24 protein-coding genes and 1 pseudogene are annotated in these 24,442 nt (G+C 65.3%); 12 read left to right on the top strand and 13 right to left on the bottom strand.

Going from position 1 to position 24,442, the window contains the following annotated elements; translation table 11 throughout:
* Both SG26_RS05630 and thiE read left to right on the top strand, forming a co-directional pair.
* Positions 1–1,062, top strand: a complete 1,062-nt coding sequence (locus SG26_RS05630; RefSeq protein ID WP_050037073.1) for a phosphate uptake regulator PhoU — start codon at positions 1–3, stop codon at positions 1,060–1,062.
* Between the two features lie 42 nt (positions 1,063–1,104).
* Positions 1,105–1,740 carry a thiamine phosphate synthase gene (gene thiE / locus SG26_RS05625; RefSeq protein WP_014041296.1) on the top strand — a complete coding sequence of 212 codons (636 nt, stop codon included), beginning with the start codon at positions 1,105–1,107 and terminating at the stop codon, positions 1,738–1,740.
* Between the two features lie 84 nt (positions 1,741–1,824).
* Here thiE and SG26_RS05620 read toward each other — a convergent pair whose 3' ends face one another.
* On the bottom strand, positions 1,825–2,121 hold the full coding sequence (locus tag SG26_RS05620) for a hypothetical protein (protein ID WP_050037072.1): 297 nt from the start codon (positions 2,119–2,121) through the stop codon (positions 1,825–1,827).
* A 106-nt stretch (positions 2,122–2,227) separates the two neighbouring features.
* Positions 2,228–2,482 (bottom strand): glutaredoxin family protein, encoded by a 255-nt coding sequence (locus SG26_RS05615; RefSeq protein ID WP_050007255.1) that lies wholly within the window; start codon positions 2,480–2,482, stop codon positions 2,228–2,230.
* A gap of 85 nt (positions 2,483–2,567) precedes the next feature.
* On the opposite strand from SG26_RS05615, the gene SG26_RS05610 reads away from it, so the two are divergent.
* From SG26_RS05610 to SG26_RS05600, 3 genes are all read left to right on the top strand, one after another.
* Complete coding sequence (locus SG26_RS05610) at positions 2,568–3,509, top strand: oxidoreductase (protein WP_050037071.1); 942 nt, start codon at positions 2,568–2,570, stop codon at positions 3,507–3,509.
* Positions 3,510–3,592: 83 nt separating this feature from the next.
* Positions 3,593–4,669, top strand: coding sequence for a hemolysin family protein (locus SG26_RS05605; protein ID WP_014041292.1), 1,077 nt, complete (start codon positions 3,593–3,595; stop codon positions 4,667–4,669).
* 39 nt (positions 4,670–4,708) lie between these two features.
* Positions 4,709–5,494: a hypothetical protein gene (locus tag SG26_RS05600; protein WP_050037070.1), complete on the top strand. Its 786-nt coding sequence runs from the start codon at positions 4,709–4,711 to the stop codon at positions 5,492–5,494.
* 5 nt (positions 5,495–5,499) lie between these two features.
* On the opposite strand, the gene SG26_RS05595 is transcribed toward SG26_RS05600, so the two are convergent.
* Positions 5,500–5,802, bottom strand: coding sequence for a cupin domain-containing protein (locus SG26_RS05595; protein ID WP_014041290.1), 303 nt, complete (start codon positions 5,800–5,802; stop codon positions 5,500–5,502).
* Between the two features lie 57 nt (positions 5,803–5,859).
* A complete protein-coding gene (locus SG26_RS05590; RefSeq protein ID WP_050037069.1) occupies positions 5,860–7,092 on the bottom strand; it encodes a hypothetical protein in 1,233 nt (410 codons plus the stop codon).
* A 154-nt stretch (positions 7,093–7,246) separates the two neighbouring features.
* Between SG26_RS05590 and SG26_RS05585 the strand changes: the two genes are divergently transcribed.
* Complete coding sequence (locus SG26_RS05585) at positions 7,247–7,426, top strand: ribbon-helix-helix protein, CopG family (RefSeq protein WP_050037068.1); 180 nt, start codon at positions 7,247–7,249, stop codon at positions 7,424–7,426.
* A gap of 28 nt (positions 7,427–7,454) precedes the next feature.
* Here SG26_RS05585 and SG26_RS05580 read toward each other — a convergent pair whose 3' ends face one another.
* The 3 genes from SG26_RS05580 to SG26_RS05570 all read right to left on the bottom strand — a co-directional run bounded on the left by SG26_RS05580 (position 7,455) and on the right by SG26_RS05570 (position 10,564).
* Positions 7,455–8,690: an MBL fold metallo-hydrolase gene (locus SG26_RS05580; protein WP_050037067.1), complete on the bottom strand. Its 1,236-nt coding sequence runs from the start codon at positions 8,688–8,690 to the stop codon at positions 7,455–7,457.
* 413 nt (positions 8,691–9,103) lie between these two features.
* Entirely contained in the window at positions 9,104–9,409 is a 306-nt protein-coding gene (locus SG26_RS05575) for a hypothetical protein (RefSeq protein WP_008307932.1), read from the bottom strand.
* A gap of 294 nt (positions 9,410–9,703) precedes the next feature.
* Positions 9,704–10,564 (bottom strand): sulfurtransferase, encoded by an 861-nt coding sequence (locus tag SG26_RS05570; RefSeq protein WP_014041285.1) that lies wholly within the window; start codon positions 10,562–10,564, stop codon positions 9,704–9,706.
* Between the two features lie 263 nt (positions 10,565–10,827).
* On the opposite strand from SG26_RS05570, the gene SG26_RS05565 reads away from it, so the two are divergent.
* Positions 10,828–11,628: a sulfurtransferase gene (locus SG26_RS05565; protein ID WP_014041284.1), complete on the top strand. Its 801-nt coding sequence runs from the start codon at positions 10,828–10,830 to the stop codon at positions 11,626–11,628.
* Positions 11,629–11,648: 20 nt separating this feature from the next.
* On the opposite strand, the gene SG26_RS05560 is transcribed toward SG26_RS05565, so the two are convergent.
* Together SG26_RS05560 and SG26_RS05555 are read right to left on the bottom strand one after the other, a co-directional pair.
* Entirely contained in the window at positions 11,649–12,653 is a 1,005-nt protein-coding gene (locus SG26_RS05560) for an AI-2E family transporter (RefSeq protein ID WP_014041283.1), read from the bottom strand.
* 64 nt (positions 12,654–12,717) lie between these two features.
* Positions 12,718–13,800, bottom strand: a complete 1,083-nt coding sequence (locus SG26_RS05555; protein WP_050037066.1) for a geranylgeranyl reductase family protein — start codon at positions 13,798–13,800, stop codon at positions 12,718–12,720.
* A 199-nt stretch (positions 13,801–13,999) separates the two neighbouring features.
* Between SG26_RS05555 and SG26_RS05550 the strand changes: the two genes are divergently transcribed.
* Positions 14,000–14,386: a hypothetical protein gene (locus SG26_RS05550; protein WP_050007253.1), complete on the top strand. Its 387-nt coding sequence runs from the start codon at positions 14,000–14,002 to the stop codon at positions 14,384–14,386.
* A 42-nt stretch (positions 14,387–14,428) separates the two neighbouring features.
* On the opposite strand, the gene SG26_RS05545 is transcribed toward SG26_RS05550, so the two are convergent.
* The 3 genes from SG26_RS05545 to SG26_RS05535 form a co-directional block, all read right to left on the bottom strand.
* Positions 14,429–15,403, bottom strand: coding sequence for a hypothetical protein (locus tag SG26_RS05545; protein ID WP_050037065.1), 975 nt, complete (start codon positions 15,401–15,403; stop codon positions 14,429–14,431).
* Positions 15,404–15,504: 101 nt separating this feature from the next.
* On the bottom strand, positions 15,505–17,412 hold the full coding sequence (locus tag SG26_RS05540; protein WP_050037064.1) for a prolyl oligopeptidase family serine peptidase: 1,908 nt from the start codon (positions 17,410–17,412) through the stop codon (positions 15,505–15,507).
* A 105-nt stretch (positions 17,413–17,517) separates the two neighbouring features.
* Positions 17,518–18,285, bottom strand: a complete 768-nt coding sequence (locus SG26_RS05535; RefSeq protein WP_050037063.1) for a hypothetical protein — start codon at positions 18,283–18,285, stop codon at positions 17,518–17,520.
* Positions 18,286–18,412: 127 nt separating this feature from the next.
* Between SG26_RS05535 and SG26_RS05530 the strand changes: the two genes are divergently transcribed.
* The gene (locus SG26_RS05530; RefSeq protein ID WP_050007252.1) at positions 18,413–18,709 is read left to right on the top strand and encodes a UPF0175 family protein; all 297 of its coding nucleotides are present in this window, start codon (positions 18,413–18,415) and stop codon (positions 18,707–18,709) included.
* Positions 18,706–19,287 (top strand): DUF3368 domain-containing protein, encoded by a 582-nt coding sequence (locus SG26_RS20700; RefSeq protein ID WP_064288737.1) that lies wholly within the window; start codon positions 18,706–18,708, stop codon positions 19,285–19,287. The genes SG26_RS05530 and SG26_RS20700 overlap by 4 nt, the downstream gene beginning before the upstream one ends.
* On the opposite strand, the gene uvrA is transcribed toward SG26_RS20700, so the two are convergent.
* Entirely contained in the window at positions 19,284–22,265 is a 2,982-nt protein-coding gene (gene uvrA, locus SG26_RS05520) for an excinuclease ABC subunit UvrA (RefSeq protein ID WP_050037061.1), read from the bottom strand. The two genes, SG26_RS20700 and uvrA, sit on opposite strands and share 4 nt — an antisense overlap.
* Before the next feature lie 134 nt (positions 22,266–22,399).
* Here uvrA and SG26_RS05515 point away from each other — a divergent pair, with 134 nt between their 5' ends.
* Together SG26_RS05515 and SG26_RS05510 are read left to right on the top strand one after the other, a co-directional pair.
* Positions 22,400–22,978 (top strand): LURP-one-related/scramblase family protein, encoded by a 579-nt coding sequence (locus tag SG26_RS05515; RefSeq protein ID WP_050037060.1) that lies wholly within the window; start codon positions 22,400–22,402, stop codon positions 22,976–22,978.
* Positions 22,979–23,023: 45 nt separating this feature from the next.
* Positions 23,024–24,441, top strand: a pseudogene (locus tag SG26_RS05510) (LVIVD repeat-containing protein).
* Position 24,442 lies beyond the last annotated feature (1 nt).

Genomic DNA, 24,442 nt, shown 5'->3' with positions numbered 1-24,442 from the left:
ATGGAAACACGAAAGATACAGACCGTCGGTGGCGGCACGTACACCGTTTCACTGCCGAAAGAGTGGGCCGAATCGGAGAACTGCACGGCCGGGACGACGGTGAACCTCCACACACACATCGACGGCCTGCTGGTGATTCAGACCCCCGAGTCCCAGACGACGGCGCGGAACCGCGTCGAACTCGAAGCCGGGACCGACGACCCGGCCGAGATAGAACAGTTACTCCGGGCAGCCTACGCCGCCGGCGTCGAATCAGTCGTCCTCGAAGTCCTTGATGGCTACACCGACGAACAACTCCGGGCTATCGAACGCGTCACTCGGAACCTGACCGGCGTGACCGTCGCCGAGGAAACCGAGACACAAGTCACGGTCCAGACGTTGCTCGACGCCGGCGAGGTGTCGGTCAGGCAGTCGGTCCGCCAGCTCCAGTTCGTCGCCCTGTCGATGCACCGGGATGCGATGGCCGCGCTCACGACCGGGACGACCAGCGACCGATGGGCCGACCGAGACGAGCAGGCCGACCGGCTGCACGCCATGATCGACCGCTACTTCGAGCGGGGACTGGCACGGCTCGACGAGATCGACGCGCTCGGGCTGACTCGCCCCGAACTGTTCAGCCTCTGGGCGACCGCCAACGAACTCGAACGCGTGGCCGACCACGCCGAGCGAATCGGGACCGTCGCCGACCAGCTCGACGGCCAGCCAGGGCGGACCATCGTCACAGCCCTCGAAGGTATCGCTCAGGAGGTCCGAACCGTCGTCGAAGACGCTGTCCGCGTCATCATCGGTGACGCCTGCGTCGCTACCGCTCGACAGACGCTGGCCACGCGCCGGGCCGTCCGCCAGCGGATAACCGACCTCGACCGACAGCTGTTCGAATCCGGCGACGCCGACTACCGGCTCACGCGCGCCCTCGATAGTCTCTCCAGAACGGCTGAACACGGCGGCAACATCGCCGAGTTCGGCCTCCGAATGGCCGTCCGCGACGGGGCGCTCACGGCTGACAACGCCGGCACTGACGAGGCAAACGCACCGAGTTCGACAGCCGAAACGGAGTCCTGACGAACGCACAGCACACAAGACCCGTCGGTCCGGAGACCCGCTATGGTCGACTGGGACGTGTACCTCGTCACGCAGGCGTCGCTCTCGGCGGGCCGGACAACCGCCGACATCGTCGCGGACGCGATTGACGGCGGCGTCGGCGTCGTCCAGCTCCGCGAGAAGGACCGAACCGCGCGCGAACGCTACGAACTCGGTCGGGAACTGCGAGCGCTGACCCGCGAGGCCGGCGTCACGTTCGTCGTTAACGACCGCGTGGACATCGCACAGGCCCTCGACGCCGACGGGGTCCACCTCGGCGACGACGACCTTCCGGTTCCCGTTGCACGGGAACTTCTGGGTGAGGACGCGCTCATCGGCCGCTCCGTTTCGACTGTCGCAGACGCCGAAGCGGCCGCGGCCGCCGGCGCGGACTACCTCGGCGTCGGCGCGGTGTTTGCCACCGGATCGAAAGACGACATCGACGACGACGAGTACGCCATCGGCACCGACCGCGTCGCCGCCATCGCCGACGCAGTGGACATTCCCTTCGTCGGTATCGGCGGAATCACGACCGAGAACGCCACCGAGGTCGTCGAAGCCGGGGCCGATGGTGTGGCTGTTATCACCGAAATTACGCAGGCCGACGACCCGGCGGCGGCCGCTGAAGCGCTGAAACACGCGGTCGAACGCGGTCAGTAGCACCGGCGTCCGTCGGAGACTGTGCGCACACTCCTGAAGTGGCCCAGCGAAAGGGGAGGATACACTCCCGACACAGTACAGCGGTCAGCCAACGATGAACTCGGGTGCAACGATGGACGCAACGACGAGACTGAGGAACACGAGAATCGCGACGGAGCGGAGGATACCGGCCGCTTGGTGTCGGCTCTTCGGAAGCGCTTCCGCAGTGCCGGCTAATCCGGTCCCGATTACCATGGCGAGCAACCAAGCAGCCGGGGTGCCATCGACGACCCAGCCGTAGAGATACAGGCCGGCGAAGATGAGTGCACCGGCAGCGTGGACGAGTGTAATGGGGCGTCCGGACGGCTCAGTAAAGATTCTCTCGCTGATACTGGAGGGCATCGCCGACGTATTCTCCTCGAGAAATAATAAACAGCACTGGTACTTGCCCAATAGCGCCGACCCAGTCCCGACAGCGAACGGCTCTGGTGGGTCCGATGCCCTGCGGTTACGCCGACTGCTGCAGTTTCTCGCGCAACTCTCCCTCGACGACGTGGTACTTGAACGCCGGCGACCCGTCGACGAAGACGTATGGAACGCGCTCGCCGTACTCGTCGCGGAGGTCGGGGTCCTCGTCGACGTCGATGAGGTCCAGTTCGATGGCGACCCCCTCGTCGTCGGCGACCCGCTCGATTGTCTCGATGGCTTCTTCACAGAGATGACAGTCCTCCCGCGTGTAGACGGTGACCGGCACGTCGCTCATTACTGGAAACACGGGGGCCACGGCATAAGACTCTCACTCTCCCACCGGCGATGGGTTTCAGTGTCTCGCGCCCGTATCTGCGTCAATGACAGGCTGGACTATCGAAGATATGCCCCCGCTGAGGGACCGAACTGTGGTCGTGACTGGTGCGAACAGCGGACTGGGACTCGAAGGCTCGAAGGCGTTCGCTCGCAGGGGTGCAACGGTGGTGATGGCCTGCCGGAGCGTCGAACGCGGTGAATCGGCCGCCACGGAAATTCGCGAAGCCGTTCCGAACGCGACGCTCGACATCCGGGAGTGCGACCTGGCCGACCTGTCGAACGTCGCGGCGTTCGCCGACGGCCTCCGGGACGACTACGACGCCGTCGACATTCTCTGTAACAACGCCGGTGTCATGGCGATTCCCCGGAGCGAGACGGCCGATGGCTTCGAGACGCAGTTCGGCGTCAACCACCTGGGCCATTTCGCCCTGACCGGACACCTGCTCGACCTGCTCCGGGCCGCCGACGGCGAATCCCGGATCGTCACGCAGTCCAGCGGTGCACACGAGATGGGCGAAATCGACTTCGACGACCTCCAGCGCGAGCGCTCCTACGGGAAGTGGTCAGCCTACGGCCAGAGCAAGCTCGCAAACCTCCTCTTCGCCTACGAACTCCAGCGTCGTCTGGGCAACCACGGCTGGGACGACGTGATAAGCGTCGCCTGCCACCCCGGCTACGCCGACACCGACCTCCAGTTCCGCGGGCCGCGGGAGATGGGGTCGACGCTGCGAACCGCGGCCATGGGCGTCGCCAACGCCGTTTTCGCGCAATCTGCCGAACAGGGCGCGCTCCCGATGCTGTACGCCGCCACCGCCGACGACGTCATCGGCGGCGAGTACGTCGGTCCCGGCGGGCTGTTCGATATGCGCGGCGCGCCAGAATTCCAGCAGTCGAACGAGACCTCGCGTGACGAGGAGACCGCCGAGCGGCTCTGGGCGGTCTCGACCGACCTCACTGGCGTCGAGTACGACTTCGAAAGTGTCTGAGAACAGCCGACGGTGCTGCCGCGGCGTGAGTGGAGACTGCAATCCCCACTTTTTCACCGCCGGAACGTGAACCCCGCCGGCACATGCAACCAGTCGAAGTCGCGGTCAGGCTGCTTGCAGGAATCGCCCTGATTCTCGCCAACGGCTTTTTCGTCGCCATCGAGTTCGCACTGACGCGGGCCAGACAGTACGACGAGTCCGAGTTCGACGAACCCGGCCTCCGGCGTGCCTGGGAGATGACCGACGACCTGGAGATCTATCTGACGAGCTGTCAGGTCGGCATTACCGCCTCCAGTATCGCCGTCGGTATCATCGCCGAACCGGCGCTCGCGGCCATCTTCGAGCCGTACTTCGAGACATCGGCACTGGCCGGGGTCGGCATCGGCGGCGCTATCGCGTTCCTCCTCATCAACCTCGTCCACCTGACCCACGGCGAGCAGACGCCGACGTATCTCGGCGTCGAGCGCGCGAAGTTCGTCTGCCGGTACGGTGCGACCCCGCTGTACTACTTCGCCAAGCTAATCTCGCCGATTATTTCGGTCGGTGACGGGGTCGCCAAGTGGACGCTGGGACTGTTCGGCGTCGAGATGTCCGGCGCGTGGCTCGAAGCCGAGGTCGAGAGCATCGAGTCCCGCGCCGAACTACGCAACGAACTCGGCTCCGTCCTCGACCGCGGCGACGTACCCGACGAGCGGCGCGAGGAGGTTCTCTCCGCGTTCCGCGTCGGCGACCGCGAAGTCAGCGAGGTGATGGTTCCGCGGGGGGATATCGTTGCGCTGTCGCCCACCGACGACGACGCGACCAACGCCGAGCGGATCGCCGAGACGCCCCACACCCGCTACCCGCTCGTCGGCGAGACGCTCGAAGACTTCCTCGGCATCGTCTACATCCCCGCGCTCGTCGACGAGCGCGAGGAGCAGGACGGGTCGGGCGGTCTGCTGGACGGCATCGACCTCGAAGCCGTCGCCTCACCGCCGATGACGATGTCGCCGGAAACAACCGTCAGCGACGCTATCGACCAGTTCCAGGCCGAGCGTCAGGAACTCGCATTCGTCCTTGAGGACGGCGAAGTCATCGGGCTGGTGACGGTCACGGACCTGCTCGAAGAGGTCGTCGGCGACATTCAGGACCCGATGGACGCGGAGGCCGGCGTCGCCTGACGCTGAAAGCATTTACCGGTCGCCCAGAAATCGGCGACTGTGCCCTCCCGCAGGACCGTTCTTGGAACCATCGCCTGTACGCTCGTGACCGGCTGTTCCGGACTCGGCGACGACTCCTCGACGGAAGAAGCCACGGCGACAGCGACGCCAACCCCGGTAGTGTTGTCACCGATCGACGCCGCAGCAGTGCCCGAAACGGCGACTGTCGGTGTCTTTTCCGAGACGACCGATGCACTCAAAACAGCCATCCGTGACCCCTCGGCAGACGTGACAGCCCACGAGTGGGCGCATGTGTTTCACGAGTTCGGCTGTTTCGCGTTCGACGGCGAGACGTACGCAGTCGCGGAGCGAACGACCGGATTCGGCGGCTACATCAACAAATACAGCGTGAGCGAAGTCGACGACCCCGGAAACGAGTCGACGGTACGGGTCGACGACCTCCCCGACAGCGACCGACGCGCTGTCATCGACGCGATAGACTCGGGCGAGCATCGCTACGACTCCGACGTGGGCGGCTTCGACCCGAACAGCTCGGTGTACGTCCACAACGGCTCGTACTACGTGTTCTCGCTTGCAGTCCACGGCGACAAGCCCGTCGAAGTCACGTATGCAGTCGAGGCGACGGATAGCGCCCGGTGTGTAACGCTCGAACCGCTGTCGCTCGCCGACGCGCAGGCTGAGGCGCTCGACACGGCCCTCCGGCCGGATGAGGCGGCGACTATCACTGGTGAGGCAGCCCGCGCGCTTATCGCATCGGACGTGCCCTTCGTCCTTCGGGACGGCACCTGCTACGAACTGTCTCCGGTCGACGACACCGAGTCCTGAGACGGCTATCGCGGCGGCGTGTAGAAGTTGACCGTCTCCAGTGGCTCGTCCCCGTCGTTTTCGAGACCGTGGCGTTCGCCGGCCTCGATGCGGACGAGGTCGCTGGCGTCGACCCGGTGGGCGTCGTCGTCGATGGTGACGACGCCGGTACCGCTGACCACGAACAGCCACTGGTCGCTGTGCTCGTGATAGTTTTCCGGGCCGCCGACGGACCGACCCGGCTCGACAGTCATCTCCGCGGCCTGTGCCTCGTCGGTCTCCATTGCGACCTCGAAGTAGCGGTCGAAATCGAGATGTGCCTGCTCCATACGTTTCGGTCCGTCTGCACCGTAGAGCCGCTTTCGGGAACAGAGGACGTCAGGCACTCAATCACCGCTGGTGAGTCGCCCGACCCGCCCGGTGAGTCGGGCCGCGAGACCCTCGAAGTGGGCGGTGCTCCAGCCCGCGACGACGAGTGCGCCGACCGTATTGAACACGAGGTCGTTCACGATGTCGCTCGTCCCGTACTGGGCGAGGACCGCCTCGCCGCCGATAATCGACGCGATGCCGCCGCTGGCAAATTCCAGGATCTCCCAGCCGACGCCCACCGCGAGGACGAACAGAACGACGAAGGTCGCGCGGAACTTCCTGTTGAAAGCAACCGCACCGGAGTGGCGTTCGACTGCTCGTGCGACCGCGTATCCCACGCCGGCCACGAGCGATGCCGAGACGGCGTGGGCCAGACTGTCGTACCAGCCAAACGCTCCGTACAGTTCGAACGCGCCGGCCGCGTGCAGCGTCGACGCCACTGTGATCCACAGGACGAGGCCGGTGTCCATCGCGTAGCCGTACTCCCGGCGGAACAGCGCCGGCAGGAACGTTATCGCCAGTGGGCCGCCGCTGTTGACGAACAGCGTCACGTTGCCACGAACGAGTGCGAATGCGGATATCAGACCGAGGAGCGCCTGTAGCGTCCGGACAGCGATGCGGTGGTGCGTGCCGTTTCCAGGAAGGGACGCTTCCGACTGGTCACCTTCCGGGGGATCCGGGTCCGAGACGCGCAGTCGAGCGATGCGTGCTGACCGCTCGAAGTACAGTTCGAACACGACGCCGGCGACGACACCGGCACCCGCCGCAGTGACGAGATCCCACATCAACTCTGTCTGTCCATCGAGAAACGTGGTTCCCAGTAGCGTGTCGGTCGCGTAGATACCGACCGCCCAGACGCCGGCGACGGCCATCGTCACGATGACGACGAACACCGTCGCGAACCGCGGCGTCATCGTCAGTGAGGTGCCCGCATCGAGCACGACGGCCAGCAACAGCGCGACCCCGGCGACCACGAGGAACGGCGTGACCTGCGGGAAGCCGCCGAACGCCCGGACGAGTACCGGCACCGCGACCAGTCCGAGCAACTCCGCGGGCACCGTCGTTTCGAGGTCCCGCGTGGCGAACGGAACTGTGACCGCGATAGCCACGAGGAGTGCCGTGAGCACTGCCCAATCGAATTCGCCACCGGCCGCGAACCGTCCGACGCCACCCACGAGAATTCCCGTTACCGCCCACGCGCCGAGCGCGTCGAGCCGGTGGGGGCCGATGAGAGACTGTAGCGAGCCCATCACTGACTGTGGATACGACGCGAGTCGTAATCAAAGCATGGCGGTCTCCTGACACCCTTCTGGAACTCTCCGCCTTCGCGGCCGCTGTCACGCGACTGACCGACGGTTGTCTGACGAGGATATATTTCTCTGGCCGTCCAACTCCCCGTAATCAATGGACGAAGCGTTTCTGGACCTCGAATCGATTGAGGTCGAACTGGACGAGGAGTTGCTCGACGCGATTGACGACAAAGCGTTCGCCGACCACCGCGACAACCGGGACGCCGCAATCCGCGACCTGCTCGACGAGTGGTTGAAGCAGCGTGCCACCGGAGACGCAGACGAGAGTGACTGAACGTGGCCGAGGTCATCTGTGTGGCCGTCTACCGGACGGCGACGGTCGCGCCTAGCTCGGGCGCTGTCGCGTCGTAGCCGTCCTCGCGGAGCGTGGTCGCAAAGGCCTCACAGCGGTCGCCGTGGTTCACGAGCACCGGCGTGTCACGATAGCTGTCGAGGTACGCAAACAACCCGTCGCGGTCGGCGTGTGCCGAAAAGTCGTACTGCTCGACGCGCGCGCTGACCGGCATAATCCGACCGTCTATCTCGGCGCTGCCGGTCTCTAGCAGGTCCCGTCCCGGCGTCCCCTCGACCTGATACCCGGTCATGGTAATCTTGTTCATCGGATTCCCGCGGATTTCCGGAATGTACGTCATCGCCGGGCCGCCCGAAAGCATTCCGCTGGTGGTGACGATGGCCGCCTTCTGGTCGGTAATGCGCTTTCGCTGGCCGTCCTTCCCAGTGACGAACCGGGCGTGGGATTTCGCCCGCTGGAGCGCGTCCGCATCGCGGACGAACTCGGGGTACTGCCCGAGCATCTTCGTCACCTGTTTGCCCATCCCGTCCACGTAACAGGGGATATCGTGGGCTTCACAGATGAGCAGCATCTCCTGGGTTCGGCCGATGGCGAAAGCAGGCACGACGACGGTCCCGCCTTCCCAGAGCGTCGTTTCGACGCTCTCGACGAACCGCTCCTCGACCGTCTCCCTGGGTTCGTGGTCGACATCGGCGTAGGTGCTCTCACAGATAATCGCGTCCGCGTCGGGGCGTGCTGTCGTCCCCGAGACGAGGCGCTGGTCGTCGGTGTGGAAATCACCCGTGTACAGCAGTCGGGTGTCGCCATCGTCGACGAGGACGTGTGCGCTCCCCGGGATGTGGCCGGCGTTGTAGAACGTGACTTCGTAGCCGGCGGCCTCGAACGACTCGCGGTAGCCGTGGGTCTCTGACACCTGTGTGACCCGTCTGACGTTTGTCTCGGTGAACGGGCAGTTGACCGTTCCACCGTGGAGTTTGAGCGTGTCCCGCGCGAGCGTCATCGCCAGTTCGTACGTCGGCGGCGTCCAGTGAATCGGCGGCCGCGCGTCGCCCGACACCAGCGCCGGGATGGTCCCGACGTGGTCGAGGTGGCCGTGCGAGACGACGACGGCGTCCGGCGACGGCGTCCGCACCGGAAACCGTGGCGGTGAGTCGGTCAACATTCCGAAATCCAGCAGCAGCGACTCGTCGATGAGGACGGCGCTCCGGCCGATCTCACCCGCCCCGCCGAGAAACTGCACATCCATTATACCGACGGAAGCGTCGCGCCCGTTTCCGTTCGTCGGTTCTGACCGAATCGTGCCATCAACCGCCGGGAAGGCGGAATATCTATGAACCGGAACACGACGATATCCGGGTTCTTAGGGGCTATGAACTGTCAAGGGAGTCTTTCCGGTTGTGGTATTGTGTAAAGATAACACGTCTGCTGGGCAGTGTTATCACGCTAGCATAAACAATTATTATACTCGGGGCTCATTGTTCAGTTGTCATGGCGACACGCCAGCAACCCCCGACGACGTACCACACGTGCAGTTGCGGTGAGGAGTTCGACACGACGGAGGAACTCCTCGAACACGCACGAGAGGCACACGGGCTTAGCGTACACTGACTGGCGTCGCGCCGTTTTTCCCATCCACGCAGAAACACCGACAGCGACAGATCAGGACGTCTTGTCGATGTCCTGTCGCACGCTGAACCGCGCGTAGCCGCCGTGTGAGAGGTCAAGCGCACCCAGCCACCAGTTCCACCGCTCGGCGAGTTGATAGTCCTCGGGCGCGTCCGCGAGGTTGTCGACGACATCCCCCACCGTCAGCTCCGCCCCGAAGTCGGTCACGAACTGGTCCGATTCCGAGAGGTCCCGCGCCTGTCTGGCCACGACCGTGACGATATCGGGGTCGGCGTCGAAGGCGTCGCGGAGTTCCCGTTCGAGTTCCTTTCGGTCCACATTCGGGTGTACGACCCGCATCTGACTTGAATGTACGGTTGGGCACACTGCTGTATTTCGGCGTCGGGAGATAGCCGTTCGGAACGGCCGCCACCGTCTCGGCGACGCTACCGGCTCCGAACAACGCTACAAAAATTCGAAAGTCGGTCTCCGATTTTGCGCTGTCGCTTACTCAGCCTCGCCTTGCTTCACGGCTCCCGGTGGTCGCCGTTCCGCTACGAGGCCGATTCCTTCGCTACGCTCAGTCGTCGGCCTCGCCCTTCTCCGCGGCTCCCGTCGGTCGCCGCTTCGATTCGAGGCTTCGTACGCTGTCGCTTACTCAGCCTCGCCCTTCTCGATAGGCGCACCAACCAGATTGCCCCATTCGGTCCAGGAGCCGTCGTAGTTGATGGTGTCGTCGTAGCCCAGCAGTTCGTGCAGGGCGAACCAAGCGACGGAGGAGCGCTCACCGATGCGGCAGTAGGCGACCGTCGTGGAGTCGCCGTCGATGCCGTACTCGGCGTAGAGCTCTTCGAGCTCGTCGTAGTCCTTGAAGGTGCCGTCGTCGTTGGTGACGGCCGCCCAGGAGATGTTCTGGGCACCGGGTACGTGGCCGCCGCGCTGGGCGGTCTCCTGGAGTCCAGGGGGTGCGAGGATTTCGCCGGAGAACTCTTCGGGCGAGCGAACGTCGACGAGCGGCAGTTCACGCTCGATGGCGTTCTCGACGTCCTCTCGGTAGGCGCGGATGGACTCGCGCGGACCGGCGGCCTCGTAGTCGACTTCGGAGAACTCGGGCACTTCGTCGGTGAGTTCGTAGTCGTTCTCGACCCAGTACTCGCGACCGCCGTCGAGGAGCTTCACGTCGTCGTGACCGTAGTACTTGAACTGCCAGTATGTGTAGGCGGCGAACCAGTTGGAGTTGTCACCGTAGAGCACAACCGTCGAGTCCTCGCTGATGCCGTGGGCACCGAGCAGGTCCTCGAAGTCGTCCTTGTCGAGGATGTCCCGCGTGGTCTGGTCCTGGAGGTCCGTCTCCCAGTTGAAGCCGATTGCGCCGGGTGCGTGGCTCTCGTCGTACAGTTCCGTGTCGACGTCCACCTCTACCAGTCGGTGGGCGGGGTCGTCGCTCTGGAACTCGTCCAGATGCTCGCTGACCCAGTCGGCCGAGACGAGCACGTCGTTAGCGTAGTCAGTCATAGTGCGTCGAAGCGTAAGTCTACCAGACATATATTACCACGACTTTCGGCATGTTCGGCCACTCATCCACCCTGGCGGCATATATTACCCCTATTTGGAGGTGCCGAAAGACGGCGTTCCAGCGGTGGAGGGAATAAGGGCCATGGAGTACCATGTCCGGGACGGCTCGCTCTGTTCTCCCGTGAGAACGAGCAATATTTGCAACCACCTTCGACCGACTGCGATGGGAGTTTTCAAGCGGACAGAGCGGTAACGCCACGACAATGACTGATTTCGTCTCTGCGGAGTGGGTGGCGAGCCAGGGCGAGGGTATCCGAATCGTCGACGTGCGCGACGCCTGGGAATACGACGGCCTCGGCCACCTCCCGAATGCGGTGAGCGTGCCCTTCGATTCGTTCCGGGCAGACGAACACGGCACGGAGTCCGACGCCGACGCTGGCGAAGGGATGCTCCCCGACGAGGACGACTGGGCACAGTTGCTCTCGGAGGCCGGCGTCTCCCCGGAGAGCGACATCGTCGCGTACGACGACCACCACGGCGTCTTCGCCGCGCGGTTTCTGGTCACCGCAGAACTGTTCGGCCACGACCCCGCCCGGCTCCATCTCCTCGACGGCGACTTCTCCAGTTGGCAACTCGAACGGGAAACGTCGAGCGAGACGCCGGCTGTCGAGCCGACCGACTACGAGCTGACTCGTCCCGACGCGACGCCGCTGGTCGGTCCGGACGCGGTCGCTGACGCCGCGGACGACCCTGACGCGGTGCTGGTCGACACACGCGAGGACGGGGAGTACGACGAGGGCCACATCCCGGGTGCGGTCCTGCTGGACTGGCGGGCCCTCGTCGACGACGAGACGCGGGGACTGCTTCCGCAAGACGAAGCGCGATCTGTTCTCGAACGTGCAGGTATCGTCCCCGAGAAACGTATCGTCCTCTACTGTAACACCGCTCGGCGAATCAGCCACACGTACGTCGTTCTCCGGCATCTCGGCTTCGAGCAGGTGGATTTCTACGAAGGGAGCCTGACCGAATGGGAGGCACAGGGGCGGCCGCTGGAGACGAACTAACTGTTATACCGACTGCTGGCTCAGCTCAGTTGCTGCTGGTCTCCCTGCCGCTCGTTCGTCAACAGCGACGACAGTTCGACCAACAGCGCGATGACGACTGGCCCGGCGATAAAGCCGATGACGCCCAGCGTCAGCACGCCGCCGGTGAACCCGACGAAGTAGAGGCTGGCCGGGAGGCCGGTCGTGTAGCGGGCGAGTTTCGGCCTGATGACTGCGTCGGGGAGGAAGCCGACGAAGACGAGGCCGAACACGGTCACCAGTATCGCACCGGTGATGTTTCCATTGATGAGGTCCGCGACAGCGATGGTAAGGACGACGACGCTGGGGCCGATGACGGGGACGAACTGCAGGATGCCGGCGACCACCGCCAGTGCGAACGCGCCCTGATAGCCCAGCAGCCAGAACACGACCCACGCCACGACGAAGGTCCCGAACGCCGTCGCCGCCTGGAGAACGTAAATCGCGTACAGCGTCCCCCGGAGTCGCTGATGGAGTCGGTTGACGACCTCGTGATACGACGCCGGCACCGTCCGATAGGCGGCCTTTTTGGGCGCCTGTGGCCGCCACAGCATCGCGTAGACGAGAATCGTAAACAGGACGGCTTTCAGCGCCAGGACGGGCGATTCTGCCGCGAGGTCGACTGCGAAATCCGTGAGTATCCGTCGCGCTGATAGCAACGTCGGCGCGATCTCGACCGGGTAGCTAAACCCGCCGACATCGATGGTCACCATCGGTGGGAGTTGCTGGAAGAACGAAAACAGGTCACGACGGCGGAGATACAGCACGGCCCCGAGCGGGACGACGATGAGTGTGCCGCTGACGAAGGCGATACCAGTCGTCACGGCCGCCGACAGTCGCTTGTTGAGCCCGTGGCGCCCGAGCCACTTCGAGACGGGGAACAGGACGTATGCGACTGTGATTGCGAAGAATATCGTCGATAGCACTCGCGCGAGCAGGACTGTCGTCAGACAGCCGGTGAGAACGAGCAGGCCCGCGAGGACGTAGGTTCGTCGGCGTGTTACCACGCCCGTCCTTTTATATTGGTCGGTAAAAACGTTATCTGCACACACCAGTCGAGTAACAGGTCCGTCAGGACCGGGAGAACAGCGCCGCCAACTGCTCCCGTGAGAACAGCGTCGTCGGCCGGTCCATGTGGACGCCGATCTCGCCCTCGAAGGCCTTCATCCCGGCTTTCTGTATCGGCTCCGGCGCGGAGTAGCCCGCCCGGACCGCGTGGCCCAGACGGATTTCCTGCCGGAGGTCGTCGCGCCACGCACGCTCGTACTCGCCCAGCGTCGCCGGGTCCTCCGAGTCGATTTCCCGGGCCGCGTGGTCGGCCGCGGTCATGCCGTAGCGGATACCGCCGCCGGTGAAGGGTTTGGTCTGGGCGGCGGCGTCGCCGACGAGGAACGACCGCCGGCCGGTGACCCGCTTCGGCGGGCCGATGGGGATAAGTCCGGAACAGCGGTGGTCGGTTTCGACGCCGTAGCCGTCGACGAATTCCTCGAAGCGCCCGCGGGCGTCGTCGCCCGGCGGCACAGCCAGCCCGTACTCGACGCCGGCCTCGCCCCGCGGGATGCGCCAGGCGAAAAAGCGCGGGACTGTGAGGTGAACGTCGACGAAGTCGGTGTGGTCCACCTCGTCGCTGAACCCGAGCACGCCGTGCAGCAGTTCGTCGGGCTCCGGCAGGTCCAGTTCCCGCCGGACGCGGCTCTTCGGGCCGTCACAGCCGGCAACCATTTTCGCTCGGTGCGCCTCGACGCCGTCGTCGCCGCGGACCTCCACGGTAACGCTGTCCCTGTCCTCGGTGACCCCGACGACGGAGTGTGCTTCTCGAACGTCCGCACCGGCGTCGCGGGCCAACCCTGCGAGGTGCTTGTCCAGGCCGACGCGGTCGATGACGTTCGAGATGACCTCATCCTTGTAGAATGGGTGGTCTTGGCTCCCGGGGCCGCCGGTGTGGAACCGCGCGCCGGAGATCTCGTTTTGGAACAGTTCGTCGCGGGCGTCCTCGGTGAACTCCCAGATATCTGTACTCACATGGCCCGAGCAGGCCAGCGGCTTGCCGATCTCCCCCTGTTCGAACACCACCACGTCGAGCCCCCGGCTCGCCGCCTGACGCGCGTACCGGGACCCAGCCGGACCCGCGCCGACCACCACAACATCGTGCATACACGTTCTCTCGGTGTCACGAACCAAATAGCTTCTCGATTCAGACGGACTGTTGTACCTGTTTTCGGGACGACCGCTGGGTTAGCTATCCGTCGCAGGGACCCGAGAATGGGCCTGTTGCTCGGCCAACCGCCGAAACGGCCGTCGCGTCACCAGCCGAAGCAGGGCGTATTTGTCGGTGTAGCCCCTGTCACCGCCCATGGCAGAGTACCAGCCCGGCGTCTGCAACATCGGGGCGAACCAGCGCCGTGCCCGCCGACTGTCGGCCATTGCTTCGTTTGCAGTCGCCATCGGTATCGCCCTCGCCGCCACCCTCGGCGCGATACCCGACCTGTCGCTGTGGGCGACCGTCCCCTTCGTTTTCGGCGGGTACGTCGGCGCGCTGCAGGATTACTTCCGGTTCTGCGTCGCCTTCGGGGCACTCGCCCGCTACGACCTCTCCGGGTCGGGCGGGGAAAGCGGGCGCGTCGACGCAAGCGAGGCTGTTCGCGCCGACCGGCGAAAAGCGGCGAAGATTCTCCTGCTTGCGACCGTTGCGACGGCCGTGACGAGTGGTCTCGGTGCCGTTTTGGTCCGACTGGCGTAGCTGCGGACGGACTCTGATGCCGACCACTTGCTCGGCCGCCCCTCACACGACGGCCAGTCCGCTCGGGACCTGGTCGTACTCGACCGGCCAGCCCACGCCGTCGGGACCCTCCCGAGTCCACGTCTCCCCGCGCTTTGACTGGAACAGGCCGTGGTTCGTCAGCGCGAGGAAGCCGCCGTCCGGGTCGGCAGCGAGGACCGGCCGGGCCAGCCCTTCCGGTCCCGGCAGGCCGTCCATCGACTGTCTCCACCGGTCGCCGTCCCACCGGTAGACGTAGCTCTCGCCGCTGGTGCTGTGGGCCGACCGGGGGCCGCTGGCGGCCGAGACGACGATGCAGTCCGGATCGTCAGGATGGACGGCCAGCCCCCACACGTACCGATGGCCCAGCCCCTCCTGTGGGTGCGTCCACGTCGTCCCGCGGTCCGTCGACAGCGCGAAGCCGTCGCCGGCGGCGGTGTACACCCGGTCCGGGGCATCGGGATGAGTCGCCAGCGTGTGGTTGTCCCGCCGCGCGCCCTCGGGGTGGTTGACCCACCTCCCGCCGCCGTCGGGACTGCGGACGAACGCGCCGGCCTCGATGGCGGCGTACACCTGTTCCGGGTCGTCCGGTGCGAGGGCGATCCACCGGACATGGTGGGTGTCGGGCCGCGGCGGGAACGACCACCGCGAAGCCGAGTCCAGTTCCGTCAGCCCGGGTTTCTCAGTCCACGTCTCTCCACCGTCGGTCGACTGATAGACCGCGCTCGGCTCCGTTCCGGCCCACACCACGTCGGCATCGTGTGGGCTGACTGTGACGCTCGTCACGCGGTCCCCGGCGTCAAGGGCCGACTCCCACGTCGCTCCGCCATCGGTCGTCCGCTGGAGACCAGCGTCTACGGTGCCCACGAAGGCACGGTCCGGTTCCGCCGCTCCTGCAGCGACGCACTCGACGTCGTGGCCGAGCAGGCAGTCGTCCCAGCCGCTGTGGCCGTCGCCGACGAGGACGCGGTCACCGAGCGCAGCGTAGGCGGTGTGCATGGCCGACTGTACGACGCCCGAGCCAAGAACACTGGCGGTGTCAGCGACTGACCGACCGCGTCAACGCGAAGACGTACAGCGCGGCGAAGCAGCCGCCGAGCTTAGTCGTCGGCGGCGACCGTTTCGGTCCCGATCCGGCGGTCGAGGAAGCCATCGAGCAGGCGGAACAGCCGCGTTTTCTGCTCGATGTCGGAGGAGGCGTGGCCCTCCTCGCCGAGTTCCCGATACTCGAAATCGCCGTCCGGTCCCTCGGTGTAGCCGGCGACTTCGAGCGCGTCGCGGAACAGGCGGGCCTGCGAGACGGGGACTCGACGGTCGTTGACGCCGTGGACGATGAACAGCGGGGCGTCGAGGTTATCGGCGTGGGTGATGGGCGACCGCTCCTCGTACAGCTCCGGGTTCTCCGCCGGGGTGCCCATGTTCTTCTCCATGAGCTCAGTCCGGTAGTGTGGCATCGTGTTCTCGTACTGGTCTTCGAGGTCCGTGAGGCCGATCCAGGCGACGCCGGCGTCGTACAGGTCAGGGTACTGGACCATTTGCCAGTACGCCGAGTAGCCGCCGTAGGAGCCGCCGAAGACGACGATGCGGTCCTCGTCTACCCACTCACACGTCGCGAGGACGTGCTCGGCGGCCGAGGCCACGTCGCCCTGCTCGGCCCCGCCCCAGTCGTCGTACAGTTCGCGGATAAACTCGCGGCCGTGGCCGGTCGAGCCCCGGTAGTTCACCTGCAACACCGAGAAGCCCCGGTGGACGAGGAACTGCGTGTAGAGGTCGAAGGATTTGCTGTCCACCCAGCGCGGGCCGCCGTGAGGATTGACGATGAGCGGCGACGGCCGCTCGCCGGAATCGTACAGCAGACAGCCGATCTCCAGCGTGTCGTAGGGGTCGTGCTCGACCGCGGCCTGCCGCGTCTCTGGCACGCCGTCGGACTCGATGGTGAAGTACTCCGCGTCGGCGAAGTCGTCAGGTGAGAACGGGCCGTACTCGGCTTCGACCAGCGCCTCTGTCTCGTCGGTGTCGAGGTCGTAGGCGAGCAGTTCGGGGCGGCGCGTCGGCGTCGTGTGTAGCGCCAGCAGGCGGTCCCCGGAAAGCACCGGGTCGCCGCCCATCATGCCGAAGGAGGCGACGCCCTCTGGCAGGTCGAGTTCGCGCTCCTCGCCGGATTCGATGGCGTACACGACGGGCACCTTCGTGGCCTCGCGGGTCCGAACGGCCAAGAACCGCTCGCCGTCGGGCAGGAGCGCCTGTGGCTCCTCCTCGTACTCGCCGCCGAACCACGTTACCTCGTCCGTCGCCAGGTCGTAGACACCGCTCCGGGACAGGTCCTCGCTGTTGTCCACGACCAGCAGGCGGTCGCCGTCGGGTCCCCAGTCGGCTGGGGCGGCTTCCGCGCCGGTGACACCGATTTCGAGGGGCTTCGGGTTTGCCCCGTCAGCGTCGCTGACGTACACGTCCATGTTGTCGAAGTCGTCGGTCTCGTTGGTCGTGTATGCCAGCTGCGAGCCGTCGGGTGAGAGGATGCCCGTGTGAACCGCGCGGTCGTAATCGGTCAGCTTCGCCGTCTCGCCGCTCCCGAGGTCGTGGCTGTAGAGGTTCATCTGGCCGTCGCGTGTCGACCCGACCAGCAGGGCCTCACCGTCCCTGCCGACGTCCTGTATCACCACCTGCCCGTCCATCTCGACGACTGCCTCGACCGACCCGTCGCGCTCGATGGCGTACACGTCGTTCTGTTCGTTGCCGTCGTCGTCGAGGTGGAAGAACACCCGCTCCCCGTCGGCTCCCCACTCGACGTGCCAGCGGGCGTTCCGGGGAACTTCGCCGTCGCTCCACTGCTCGTGGGTGCCGCTCTCGACGTCAAGGACGTGAAGCTCGTTGCGCCCGCTCACGTCGTAGTAGAAGGCCACTTCGTCGCCGTTGGGGGACGCCGTCGGATGGGCCAGCGTCGGGAGTCTGGCGAGTTCCTCCAGTACCGTTTCGGGGTCCGTCGCACCGCTTTCAGGGTCGGACATACGACGTGTGCTAACTCCGGCTAGATTGTAGTTGTTCTGCCGACACGAGAGCGTATGTGGTAAGGATGACTGTTCCTGTCGCCCCCGATGGGCGGTACCCACAGACTACGGCGTCCACCAGCGCAGGCCGACCATCACGAACACGATTGCCAGTTGCAGCAGCCCCTGCAGGCCCCCGAGCCTGGCGTTTCGCATCCCGATCTCGGAGACCAGGTCCACGTCCGGGTTCTCTGAGACGACCTGCCGGTAGATGCGGACCTCGCCGGGCAGGATGACCCCGAAGCCCTGCACGGACAGCAGCGTCACGATACCGAGCGTGGCGACGATCCACCACGAGGTCATCGCGAAGGCCGGCAGCGTGGCCGCCAGATACGCGCCGGAACCAACGACGGCGACGCCGAGGACGCCCAGCGTCTTCGGGTCGGTCAGCGCGTCGAACTGGTAGCCGATGAGGAGGACGACCGGAAGCAGCGTCGCGGCGGTCAGCAGCGCCAACCACGGGTCGGCGTTGGGGAACTTCCCGAGGCGGAGCGCCAGCAGGATGCCGCCGCTGATAGTCACCGTCGCCAGCGACGGCATCAGGAACGTCATCTTGGGCGTGAACGAGGCGAAGAAGTCGGCCCGCGCCTCTGGTTCCTGGCCGCCGAGCACCGGCCCCAACACGAGCCCCATGAACAGGTCGATGCCGGTCCACAGCACCCCAGCCATCACATGTACGTAGGTTAGCGCCCGGATGTTGCCGCTGGCGACGGCCCCCGCAAACGCAATGAGCGGGACTGCGACTGCGCCCACGGCAAAGGCCGGGTTCGCTTGCTTCGCCAGCCCACCGATACCCCGTTTCCGCTCGATGCGGTCCGCTGTCGACTGCGCCATAGCTGGCTATATCAGGTTTCGCCGTCGACTAAAACGTTGGTGGCGGGTGCGGAGATTTATCCCGGAACACGGCATCACTCTCAGGTATGACCGCACGCTTAATACGATGCAATACGTTGCATTTCGCATGGAGAACGTCACTACTCGAATGAGCGATACGGAACTCGATCTGGTGGCGCGTCTCGCTGAGGCGAAAGGAGAGAGTCGGAGCGACGCGATCCGACAGGCGATCCGGCAAGGCGCTCGCGAGGAACTCGTTCGGGTCGCCCTCCAGCGCTATCAGGACGGAGCGGTCGGGATGCGCGGTGCGGCGGAGTTGGCAGGGCTCACCATCGCGGAGATGATGGCTGAAGCGAACGACCGCGGAGTTCTGTCGAACTACGACGAGGTCGATCTGGCCGACGACGTAGACGCACTTCGATGACCTGGAACGGGCGGGTCGTACTTCTTGATGCGAGCGTTATTATTACATTAGCTGAAACCGGGTCGATTGATTTACTCGATTCCGTGCGTGGCGGATTGGCCGTCCCTCGGGCGGTAAAATTCGAGATCTCGAAAGAGCCTGCTAAATCAGCACTCGACACCTGCATAGATGAAGGGAGTATCGTTCAAACTAATATTCTCGCCTGGGCCGGAGAGGAAGATCAAGATGAACTCGTTTCCGATTCAGCAGCTCGACTCGGGAACGATCCTGGGTCAGTAATTGATACCGAAAGAAAAGTTCCAATGATCGTCGACGGCGATGTTGCACTGCTCACCGGCGCTCGACTTGCGGACGAGTGTGTCGTCATCACCGATGACAAACCGCTCCGGAATGCTTGTAAGTCAATATGGCTACCAGTTTCGGGGACAATCGGTGTACTCGTCCGTGCCGTGGAAACCGGGGATATTGATCCGGACGCCGCAAAGGAGACGCTCTATGCGATGGATGAAGTCGGAGCCCGCCTCAGTGCGAGTCTCGTGAGGCGAGCGGAGCGATTGATCGACGACGCGGCCGATTAGTCGTCGTCCGCAGCCGGCTGTTCGGCCGATAGCTCGCGGTCTGCTCGCGGCCCCTCTAGGTCGACGTTCGGCAGCAGGTCACGGAGGTACTGCCCGGTGTAGGACGCGTCGGTCCGGGCCACGTCCTCCGGGGTGCCCTCGGCGACGAGTTCGCCGCCGTTCTCGCCGCCCTCCGGCCCGAGGTCGATGATGTGGTCGGCGTTTTTCACCAGGTCGAGTTCGTGCTCGATGACGACCACCGTGTTGCCGTCGTCGGTGAGCCGGTGGAGCACGTCGATGAGCTTGCGCTCGTCCTCGGGGTGGAGCCCGGTCGTGGGTTCGTCAAGCAGGTACAGCGTCTCGCCCGAATCCTTCTTGCCGAGTTCCTCGGCGAGTTTCACCCGCTGGGCCTCCCCGCCCGAGAGGGTGGTCGAGGGCTGACCGAGGCGCATGTAATCCAGGCCCACGTCCTTCAGGAGCTCCAGCCGGCGGCGAATCCCCGAATGGCTCTCGAAGAAGTCGTAGGCCTCCTCGACGGTCATCTCCAGCACGTCGGCGATGGTCGCGCCCTTGTAGGTCACGTCCAGCGTCTCGTCGTTGTAGCGCGCGCCGCCACACTCCTCGCAGGGGACCGTCACGTCAGAGAGGAAGTTCATGTCGATGGTGACCGTCCCCTGGCCGCCACACCCCTCACAGCGGCCGCCCTTGACGTTGAACGAGAACCGGCCTTTCTCGTAGCCGCGCTGTTTCGCCAGGTTCGTTTCGGCGAACAGCTCGCGAATGTGATCGAAGACGTTGGTGTACGTCGCTGGGTTCGACCGGGGGGTGCGACCGATGGGCGACTGGTCGATGAGCCGCACCGTCTCGACGTTGTCGAGGCCGTCGATGGCGTCGTGCTCGCCGGGGTTCACGTCGGTGTCGTTCATCCGACGGACCAGCCCTTTGTACAGCACGTCGTGCATCAGCGTCGACTTCCCGGAGCCGGAGACGCCTGTGATGGCGGTGAAGGTCCCCAGCGGGATGGACACGTCGAGGTCCGCGAGATTGTGCTGGCGAGCGCCCCGGACCGTGAGTTCGTCGTCGGCCTCGCGGCGGCTGTCGGGCACCGGAATCGTCCGCTCGCCCGAGAGGTACTCCCCGGTCACCGACGCCTCGGTGTCGATGACCTCCTCCATCGGGCCGTTGACGACGACCTCGCCGCCGCGCTTGCCCGGGCCGGGACCCATGTCGATTATCTGGTCGGCCCGGCGCATCGTCTCGGTGTCGTGTTCGACGACCAGCAGCGTGTTCCCGAGGTCCCGCAGTTCCTCCAGCGTGTTCAGCAGGCGGTCGTTGTCCCGCTGGTGGAGGCCGATGGAGGGTTCGTCAAGGACGTAGAGGACGCCGACGAGGCCGCTGCCGATCTGCGTTGCCAGCCGGATGCGCTGGCTCTCACCACCAGAGAGCGTCGAGGCCTCCCGGTCCAGCGTCAGGTAGTCCAGACCCACCTCGGTCATGAAGCCAAGCCGGGCCCGAATCTCCTTCAGAATCTCCTCGGCGATTTTCCGGTCCCGAGCGGACAGGTACTCCTCCATCCCCTCGAAGTGGGCCAGCGCGTCGCTGATGGACATCTCGTTTACCTCGGTGATCGAGGTGCCGTCGACGAGCACCGCCCGCGATTCGGCTTTGAGCCGCGTCCCTTCACAGGCCGGGCACGTCGTGGTCGCCATGAACTCCTCGATGTGCTCGCGAGCGCGGTCCGAGTCCGTCTCGACGTGTCGCCGCTCCAGGTTCGGGATGACGCCCTCGAAGCGCTCGGTCTTCTCTCGGGTGCCGTTCTTGGTCCGCCACTCGAAGTGGACACGGCTGTCGGTCCCGTAGAGGAACTGCCGCTGGATGGATTCGTCGAGTTCCTCGAACGGCGTCGAAAGGTCCACGCCGAAGTGCCCGGCGACGTTGTCCAGTTGCCGTGAGTAGTACGTCCGGTCGTAGCTCCAGGGCTCGAAGACGTGCTTGAGCGGCTTCGATGGGTCGGTGATGACCAGATCCTCGCTGACCTCCTTGGTCTCGCCCAGCCCCTCACACTCCGGGCAGGCTCCATGGGGTGAGTTGAACGAGAACGACCGCGTCTCGATTTCGGAGATGTCGATGCCGCAGTGGGTACAGGCCAGATCCTCGGAGAGTTCGACGACGAGGCGGCCCGCGGCGGTTCCGTCGCCGTCCTCCTCCCCGTCGGCGAGGTCGCCGGTCGCCCTGGCATCCGACCCGCCGAGCGCCTCCGCCGCGCCCTCGGGCGGGTCCGGCAGGATGACCTTCAGCGTCCCGTCGGCCTCTTCGAGTGCCGTCTCGACGGAGTCGGTGATGCGCGAGCGGGCGTCCGGCGATATCTTCACGCGGTCCACGACCACGTCCACCGTGTGGTCGTAGTTCTCGTCCAGGTCGGGGCGGTCCATCGTGAGGTCGAACTCCTCGCTGTCGACCTCGACGCGGCTGTACCCCTCGCTCACGAGGTCGTCGAACAGGTCCTCGAAGGCCCCCTTCTGGTCGCGGACGACCGGCGCACACAGCTTGGCGCGGGTCCCCTCGGGGAGTTCCAGAATCCGCGAGACCATGTTCTGTGCGGACTGCTCACCGACTTCACGGCCACACTCCGGACAGTGTGGCGTGCCGACCCGAGCGTACAGCAAACGGAGGTAGTCGTGCAGTTCAGTGACGGTCCCGACCGTCGAGCGGGGGTTGTTGGCCGCGTTCTTCTGGTCGATAGAGATGGCCGGTGACAGGCCCTCGACGTTCTCGACCTGTGGCTTGTCCATCTGCCCCAGGAAGTTCCGTGCGTAGGCGGAGAGCGATTCGATGTAGCGCCGCTGGCCCTCGGCGTACACCGTCTCGAATGCGAGCGAGGATTTGCCCGACCCCGACAGCCCGGTGACGACTGTCAGTTCCTCGCGGGGGATCTCCACGTCGACGTCCTTGAGGTTGTGTTCCTCGGCCCCCCGGACCTCGATTATATCCTTGCTCATCTTGGATTTTACTTGGCCGGCAGGGGGGAAACCCTGTCGGTTCGGGCCTCGGCGGACGACTTCAGGCGCGTGACTGTTTTTATTTTGATCAGTACGTCGAAAGATTTACCACGAATATCGAATATGAGATTGGTATGGGAACGAGCGACTACGACATCAAGGGGATCGACCTCTCCGACGACAGCTACACAGTCGAACAGAGTCTGGTCCGCAACAAGTACAAAGCCATGGACGCCGCCGGGAACGTCGTCCTCCGCGGGAAACAGAAGATGATGAAGATGAAAGAGGAGTTCCCGTTCGTCGACGCAAACGACAACGAGGTGTTCCAGGTCAAGGCCGGCGGCATCATCGACGTGGCCGGCAACTACGTCCTGACCGATTCCAAGACCGACGAAGACATCGTCATCCTCGACAACGACTACTCCATCTTCCAAGATACGTGGAAGATTCGGGACGCCAGTACCGAGGCGAAGATCGCCGAGATCACCTCACAGGGCGCGCTCGTGACCATCGCTCGCAACGTCGTCCCCTTCGGCGGCTGGATTCCCCACAAGTACGAGATCAGCGATCAGGACGGCAACCACGTCGGCAACATCGACGGGCAGTTCTCGCTGAAAGACCGCTACGAGATTACTATCGACGACGCCAGCACGGTTCCGAAGGAGCCGATCATTGCCGCGGCGATGGTTATCGACGCGATTCAGGGGAACTGACCCCTCACCGGAATCCTTCTTGCCCTGGCTCCCGCATGGACGGCTATGCGCCGCCGGACGGTCCTCCGACGACTCGCCCTCGCAGGCACAGGTGTCGGCCTCGCTACGGGGACGACCCGCGGCCATCCGATGCCGACCGGAGATGGGACAGCCGAGCCAGCGGCCTCCGACACCCCGACTGGCGAGGACCCGCTGGGCGTGCTAGAGATGGAGACGGTGTACGAGGTCGTTACCAGCCTCGACGGACACACGGCCTACGTCGCGACGGGGGACGGCATCGCGCTCGTCGACCTCGTCACGCCGACCAGTCCGCGACTGCTCAGCCGACGGACCGACCTGCTGGCCGAGAGCGATGACGGGCCAATACAGCGTGTACAGGACCTCGCTGTCAGCGGCTCACGGCTGCTGGCCGCCGGTCCCGCTCACCCCGCCGACGGCGCTCACGGTTTCGTCGTCTTCGACGTGAGCGACCGGCAGGCTCCGGAGCGAATCGCGGGCCTCGAACTGGACACACGGGTCCACAACTGTCACTTTGACGGCCGCTACGCCTATCTGACCGCGAACGACCGCGACGGCAACCCCTTGCTCGTGGCCGATATCGAAGCCGAAGAGGAAGTCGGCGAGTGGTCGCTGCTTGATGCCGGCGACGCCTGGACCGACGTGCCGACGAGTCTCTGGCCGCTGCACGATGTCTGGGTGGAGGACGACCGGGCCTACTTGGCGTACTGGGACGGCGGGACGTGGGTCGTGGACGTATCCGACCCGAGCGACATCTCGCTCGTCTCGAAGGTCCGCGGGCGCTCCCCCGAAGACCTCGCCGCCATCGAGGACCCCGGGACCGAGCGGAGCGAACCGCCGGGCAACGACCACTTCGTGACGGTCAATGAGGACGCGTCGCTGCTGGGCGTCGGCGGCGAATCATGGGACCTCGCGGACGACGACAGCGGCGGCCCCAGCGGCATCGACCTGTACGACATCAGCGACCCGACCGACGCCGAACTGCTGTCCACGCTCGACCCGCCGCCGACCTCGGACCCGTCGCCGGGGGGCATCCTCACGACGGCACACAACTTCGAACTGACCGACAACCGCTGTTACTCCGCGTGGTACAACGGCGGCGTCCGTGTCCACGACCTGACGGACCCGACCGCTCCGGAACTCGCCTTCGAGTGGCGCGACACCGAAGCGACCTCGTTCTGGACCGCACAGCGGGCCGCCGGCTGTTTCGTCGCCGGAAGCACGAACGCGAGCCAGGGGACGGAGGTCCAGCCCGGACTGTACACGTTCCCGGACCCGCGGATACGGACGCCGACAGCGGACCCGTCGGCCACGGGCGACGAGGGCGGCGGCGCTAACAGCACTGATGGCACCTCCCTCGGGGTCGGCGGCCCGGCTTCGGCGTCGGGTCGGCGGTTGCAGCGGTCGGGCTGGCAGCCTGGCGCGCCCGACGCCGGCAAGACTGAC

This window comes from Haloarcula sp. CBA1115 (genome assembly GCF_000827835.1).
GTDB lineage: Archaea > Halobacteriota > Halobacteria > Halobacteriales > Haloarculaceae > Haloarcula > Haloarcula hispanica.
The sequence above is the reverse complement of the archived record's forward strand: the minus strand, read 5'-3'. Positions and strand labels throughout refer to the sequence as shown.

Excerpts from the sequence above, each read along its gene's own strand:
- SG26_RS05630 (WP_050037073.1), top strand. The coding sequence starts at position 1 with ATGGAAACACGAAAGATACAGACCGTCGGTGGCGGCACGTACACCGTT.
- thiE (WP_014041296.1), top strand. The coding sequence starts at position 1,105 with ATGGTCGACTGGGACGTGTACCTCGTCACGCAGGCGTCGCTCTCGGCG.
- SG26_RS05620 (WP_050037072.1), bottom strand. The coding sequence starts at position 2,121 with ATGCCCTCCAGTATCAGCGAGAGAATCTTTACTGAGCCGTCCGGACGC.
- SG26_RS05615 (WP_050007255.1), bottom strand. The coding sequence starts at position 2,482 with ATGAGCGACGTGCCGGTCACCGTCTACACGCGGGAGGACTGTCATCTC.
- SG26_RS05610 (WP_050037071.1), top strand. The coding sequence starts at position 2,568 with ATGACAGGCTGGACTATCGAAGATATGCCCCCGCTGAGGGACCGAACT.
- SG26_RS05605 (WP_014041292.1), top strand. The coding sequence starts at position 3,593 with ATGCAACCAGTCGAAGTCGCGGTCAGGCTGCTTGCAGGAATCGCCCTG.
- SG26_RS05595 (WP_014041290.1), bottom strand. The coding sequence starts at position 5,802 with ATGGAGCAGGCACATCTCGATTTCGACCGCTACTTCGAGGTCGCAATG.
- SG26_RS05590 (WP_050037069.1), bottom strand. The coding sequence starts at position 7,092 with ATGGGCTCGCTACAGTCTCTCATCGGCCCCCACCGGCTCGACGCGCTC.
- SG26_RS05585 (WP_050037068.1), top strand. The coding sequence starts at position 7,247 with ATGGACGAAGCGTTTCTGGACCTCGAATCGATTGAGGTCGAACTGGAC.
- SG26_RS05580 (WP_050037067.1), bottom strand. The coding sequence starts at position 8,690 with ATGGATGTGCAGTTTCTCGGCGGGGCGGGTGAGATCGGCCGGAGCGCC.
- SG26_RS05575 (WP_008307932.1), bottom strand. The coding sequence starts at position 9,409 with ATGCGGGTCGTACACCCGAATGTGGACCGAAAGGAACTCGAACGGGAA.
- SG26_RS05570 (WP_014041285.1), bottom strand. The coding sequence starts at position 10,564 with ATGACTGACTACGCTAACGACGTGCTCGTCTCGGCCGACTGGGTCAGC.
- SG26_RS05565 (WP_014041284.1), top strand. The coding sequence starts at position 10,828 with ATGACTGATTTCGTCTCTGCGGAGTGGGTGGCGAGCCAGGGCGAGGGT.
- SG26_RS05555 (WP_050037066.1), bottom strand. The coding sequence starts at position 13,800 with ATGCACGATGTTGTGGTGGTCGGCGCGGGTCCGGCTGGGTCCCGGTAC.
- SG26_RS05550 (WP_050007253.1), top strand. The coding sequence starts at position 14,000 with ATGGCAGAGTACCAGCCCGGCGTCTGCAACATCGGGGCGAACCAGCGC.
- SG26_RS05545 (WP_050037065.1), bottom strand. The coding sequence starts at position 15,403 with ATGCACACCGCCTACGCTGCGCTCGGTGACCGCGTCCTCGTCGGCGAC.
- SG26_RS05540 (WP_050037064.1), bottom strand. The coding sequence starts at position 17,412 with ATGTCCGACCCTGAAAGCGGTGCGACGGACCCCGAAACGGTACTGGAG.
- SG26_RS05535 (WP_050037063.1), bottom strand. The coding sequence starts at position 18,285 with ATGGCGCAGTCGACAGCGGACCGCATCGAGCGGAAACGGGGTATCGGT.
- SG26_RS05530 (WP_050007252.1), top strand. The coding sequence starts at position 18,413 with ATGGAGAACGTCACTACTCGAATGAGCGATACGGAACTCGATCTGGTG.
- SG26_RS20700 (WP_064288737.1), top strand. The coding sequence starts at position 18,706 with ATGACCTGGAACGGGCGGGTCGTACTTCTTGATGCGAGCGTTATTATT.
- uvrA (WP_050037061.1), bottom strand. The coding sequence starts at position 22,265 with ATGAGCAAGGATATAATCGAGGTCCGGGGGGCCGAGGAACACAACCTC.
- SG26_RS05515 (WP_050037060.1), top strand. The coding sequence starts at position 22,400 with ATGGGAACGAGCGACTACGACATCAAGGGGATCGACCTCTCCGACGAC.